Origin of the sequence: Candidatus Cryosericum odellii (assembly GCF_003570935.1) — a bacterium.
Classification (GTDB): domain Bacteria; phylum Caldisericota; class Caldisericia; order Cryosericales; family Cryosericaceae; genus Cryosericum; species Cryosericum odellii.
In genome coordinates this window covers 1-4242 of sequence record NZ_QXIU01000067.1, presented here as the reverse complement: position 1 = coordinate 4242, position 4242 = coordinate 1, and the positions used below count along the sequence as shown (strand labels likewise).

Annotated in this window: 5 protein-coding genes; all 5 read right to left on the bottom strand. The window is 62.5% G+C overall.

The annotated features are described in order from the left end of the window. Window positions 1–140: prolipoprotein diacylglyceryl transferase family protein (locus SMC5_RS11595; protein WP_165848936.1), on the bottom strand; the 140-nt coding region annotated here is incomplete at its 3' end. A gap of 10 nt (window positions 141–150) precedes the next feature. Beyond that, on the bottom strand, window positions 151–1521 hold the full coding sequence (locus tag SMC5_RS02545) for an urease accessory protein UreH domain-containing protein (RefSeq protein WP_165846189.1): 1371 nt from the start codon (window positions 1519–1521) through the stop codon (window positions 151–153). Between the two features lie 4 nt (window positions 1522–1525). After that, window positions 1526–1798 (bottom strand): metal-sensing transcriptional repressor, encoded by a 273-nt coding sequence (locus tag SMC5_RS02540; protein ID WP_119119457.1) that lies wholly within the window; start codon window positions 1796–1798, stop codon window positions 1526–1528. 37 nt (window positions 1799–1835) lie between these two features. Further along, window positions 1836–2051 (bottom strand): heavy-metal-associated domain-containing protein, encoded by a 216-nt coding sequence (locus SMC5_RS02535; RefSeq protein WP_119119456.1) that lies wholly within the window; start codon window positions 2049–2051, stop codon window positions 1836–1838. 25 nt (window positions 2052–2076) lie between these two features. Continuing rightward, window positions 2077–4242: heavy metal translocating P-type ATPase (locus SMC5_RS02530; RefSeq protein WP_133299148.1), on the bottom strand; the 2166-nt coding region annotated here is incomplete at its 5' end.

Here is a 4242-nt window from a genome sequence, read left to right as displayed (position 1 = left end):
TCGAGAACGTAGTCTGCATTGATCCCTTGACGCCGCGACTCGAAGTACATTGCCGTAACGCCAACGGCTATCGCGAGAACAACCATGATACCATACCAGCGAATCGTGAGGCTTCCGATGACAAAAGCTATGGGGTGCATGGGTTTCTCCTTAGTCGTCGACGACGATGGTACCACGGACCATGCCCATCCAGCACGAATAGGGGATTCTGCCGGTGGCTGTGGGCGTGAAGGTGATGTCGTTCTCCCCGGGGCCAACGTCCATGGAAATGTTGAGGCTGGGGATGATAATGCGGCTTGTGCAGCCGGACACCTGGTCGCCGAACACCGCGAAGGTCACGGGGGCGCCCTTCTTCACGTGCAGGACGGCCGGGTCGAACCCTGAGTACGTGACATGCATCTCGATACGCTGACTGGTCCCCGGTGCCGTGGAGGGTGGTGTGGCAGCGGACGGCGTGGTGGTAGTCTGTGTCGTCGCGGTCGTGCCTGGTGTCACGCGGCCGGTGAACCCGAACAGGCGCGCACCTGAGCTGAGCGTGAAGAGTGCGAACGCTATGACCAGGAGCCCGGCAGCCTTCTGAACGATGACCACCTTGTGCTGACGTGTCCACGAGGCGGTGATGCCCGCAGTGAACAGCACGGGCAGGGTCCCAACAGCAAACAGTCCCATAATGAGCGCGCCGCGCACGATGCTGCCCGAGCCGAGCGCCATGATCTGCATGCTCTGCGTGAACCCGCACGGCAGGAAGAATGTGAGACCTCCGAGCGCCAGCGGCATGACCGGACTGCGAGACGTCTTCATCCTGTCCATGCCAGCGGTCAGGCGCGCCGGCATCTTGATGCCGAGGCGTGTCAGTGACGGGGCAAACCCAAGGATGTTGAGCCCGAGCAGCAGCATGATCACTGCGACTGCCATGGTCAGGACCGACATGAACCGGCCTGTCAGGGACAGTTCCCCGCCGATGAGGCCGAGGAAACCCCCAAGGACCGCGAAGGTGGCGATGCGGCCGAGGTGGAAGAGAACGTTGGGGCGCACGACAGCCGACGCCGCACTCTCGCCCGGAGCCGCCTGGTACGTCTCGGCGAATGCGATGACGATAGCCCCGACGACTGCCAGACAGGTGCTCAGCGACGCGATGACGCCGACAAGCAGCGCCACGCCGTAGCTTGCTCCGGCCGAGGTCGTCCCCAGTGCACTCATCAACCCCGAGCTCTGGAGCAGGGTGAAGAGTTTCACCATACCACCGGCGATGAGAGCCGCCACAATCCACTGCCACAGTGGAATGCTCTTCTGACGTGTGGCTGCAGGACGGGACGTCGAGACGGTGTAGCCATACTTCTCAGCGCGCGCTCTGAGGGCAGCCACACTCGGCGCAGGATTATCATAGTAGATCTCGGCGGTTTGCGCGCCCAGGTCGACCTTGACGCCACGCACGCCGGCGACCTTCTTGAACTGACTGGTAATAAGGGTCGAGCATGCATCGCAATGCATGCCGCCGACGTAGACCTTCGCACTCTTCATGGTTTTACCCCAAGTACTTGTCGAGGATGAGGACGATCTCGTCGATCTTCTCCTGACCGGCACCATGTTCCACTGCGTCGGTGACGCACGTGTTCATATGTTGGCGGAGGACAGTAATGTTGGCTTTCTTCAGCAGGGCGGTGGCCGACAGGATCTGCTTGGAGACGTCGATGCAATAGCGGTCCTCCTCGATCATGCGGATAATGCCGTCGATCTGGCCCCTGGCAGTCTTGAGCGTGTCAAGAGCCTTCTTGCTCTCACATGAACAGTGATCCATCGTTTCCTCCTGGGTGAGACCCTGGAACTCGAGCAGTCTACAGGTCCATGACCGGGCCGGGCGTGTAGCCGACGTCTATGATGGCTGCTGCGAGCGCCTCGTTGGTCACCGGAGCATTCGTGTCAACGGTCGCCGTGCCGTCTTCCAGGCTCACGACGACGCCCGTGACACCCGGGACCTCCTTGAGTGCTTCGGTGACATGCATAACACAATGCGCGCAGCTCATTCCCTTCACCTGGATCAGTTTCTTCATGTGATTCCTCCCTTGTCGTCTGGTGCTACCTGCGAGGCTTGAAGCCGCGCAGTCTGAGTGCATTTGTCAGGACCGAGACGGACGACAGCGACATGGCCGCCGCGCCGATCATCGGGTTGAGCTTGGGGCCGCCGAACGCGTACAGCAGGCCTGCTGCGATGGGGATGCCCAGCGTATTGTAGCCGAAGGCCCAGAACAGGTTCTGCCGGATATTGCGGATGGTCGCCTTGCTGAGCTGGATAGCCGTCGCGACGTCCATCAGGTCACTCCTCATGAGGACGATGTCTGCTGACTCGATGGCGACATCCGTACCGTTGCCGATGGCGATGCCGACGTCTGCCTGCGCAAGCGCCGGGGCGTCGTTGATGCCGTCGCCGACCATGGCGACGTGTCTGCCGCCCGCCTGCAGCTTCTTCACCTCGAGCGCTTTGTCCTGCGGCAAAACCTCGGCCAGAACCCGGTCGATGCCGACCTGCCGCCCGATGGCTTCCGCCGTCCTGCGGTTGTCGCCCGTGATCATGGCGACCTCGATGCCCATGTCGTGAAGGGTCTTGATGGCACGGGCACTGCTTTCCTTGACCATGTCCGCCACGGCGATGACGCCGATGGCCTTGCCATCACGGGCGACGAACATGGGGGTCTTGCCGTCTTCGGCGAAGCGGTCGACGGCAGCACCAAGGAGAGCGACGTCCACCGAACGCTCGGCCATGAACGCTGCGTTGCCCAGCAGGACGCGCGTAAGTCCCACGGTGCCCTCGATGCCTCGTCCCGGGACCGCTGCGAAGTTCTCCAGCGGCTGCAACGCGATATGCTCTTCCTGGGCGGCCCTGACGATCGCCGTTCCAAGCGGGTGCTCCGAGTCTTTCTCGGTGGAAGCCGCCAGGCTCAGGACTTCGCTGCGCTCCACACCGGGGACGGTCACGACGTCAGCGACGACCGGCCTCCCCTGCGTGATGGTGCCGGTCTTGTCGAATACCACGGTCTGCACCTTGTGTGTCATTTCGAGTGCTGCGCCGCCCTTGATGAGGACACCGTACTCGGCACCCTTGCCTGTGCCCACCATGATGGCCGTGGGCGTCGCGAGCCCAAGTGCGCACGGGCATGCGATCGTGAGGACCGAGATGAAGATGGTCAGCGCAAACACGCTGCCCTTGCCAGCGATGAGCCACGCTGCGGCGGACAGGAGGGCAATGCCGAAGACGATAGGGACGAAATACCCCGAGACGACGTCGGCCAGCTGAGCGATCGGTGCCTTGCCGCCCTGCGCGTCTTCAACCAGCTTGACGATCTGGGCAAGCACGGTATCGGCCCCAACGTGCGTGGCGCGGAATGTGATGGACCCGTTGCCGTTGATGCTGGCACCCACCACTTTGTCACCGGGATGCTTCTCGACCGGGATGCTCTCGCCCGTCAGCATGGACTCGTCGATCGACGTGGCGCCCGTTACGACGTCACCGTCCACGGGAACCTTCTCGCCTGGACGGACACGAATAATGTCACCGACCTCCACCTCGGCCACCGGCAGTTCGACTTCACGGTCACCCTGAACGACGATGGCGGTCTTGGGCGCAAGGTTCATCAGCTTCTTGATGGCCTGCGATGTGCGCCCTTTTGAAACAGATTCCAGCGACTTGCCCAGCAGAATGAGCGTGAGGATGACGCCGGCGGTCTCGAAGTACAGCTCCTTCACGGCGCCGAACGAACCCTGCGCGATGCGCCAAGTCGAGTAGCCGCTGTAGAGGATGGCCGCGGACGTTCCCATTGCGATAAGTGAGTCCATGTTCGGGGCCCGGTGCCAGATGGCGCGGAACCCTACGATGTAGAAGCGGTAGCCGGCTGCGATGCAGGGGATGACGAGCGCAACCTCGACGAGCGCGTAGCGAAGGGGAAAGTCCATGGGACTCAGCCACGACGGGATGGGCCAGCCCAACCACGGTATCATCGAGCCCATGGCCAGGTACAGCAGGGGCACCGCAAACAGAGCGGAGACGATGAAGCGCTGCCATAGGGAGCGGGTCTCGTGCGCCTTGCGTTGCGCGTCCTCGTCGACGTTCGCCGCGGTGACTTCCACGTCGAGTGGCGTGTAGCCGGCTGCGGTGATGGCATTTTTCAGAGCGGACACACGGACCAGGGTGGGATCATACACGACGGTCGCCTTCTCCGTGGTCAGGTTGACCGAGGCGCTGGTGAC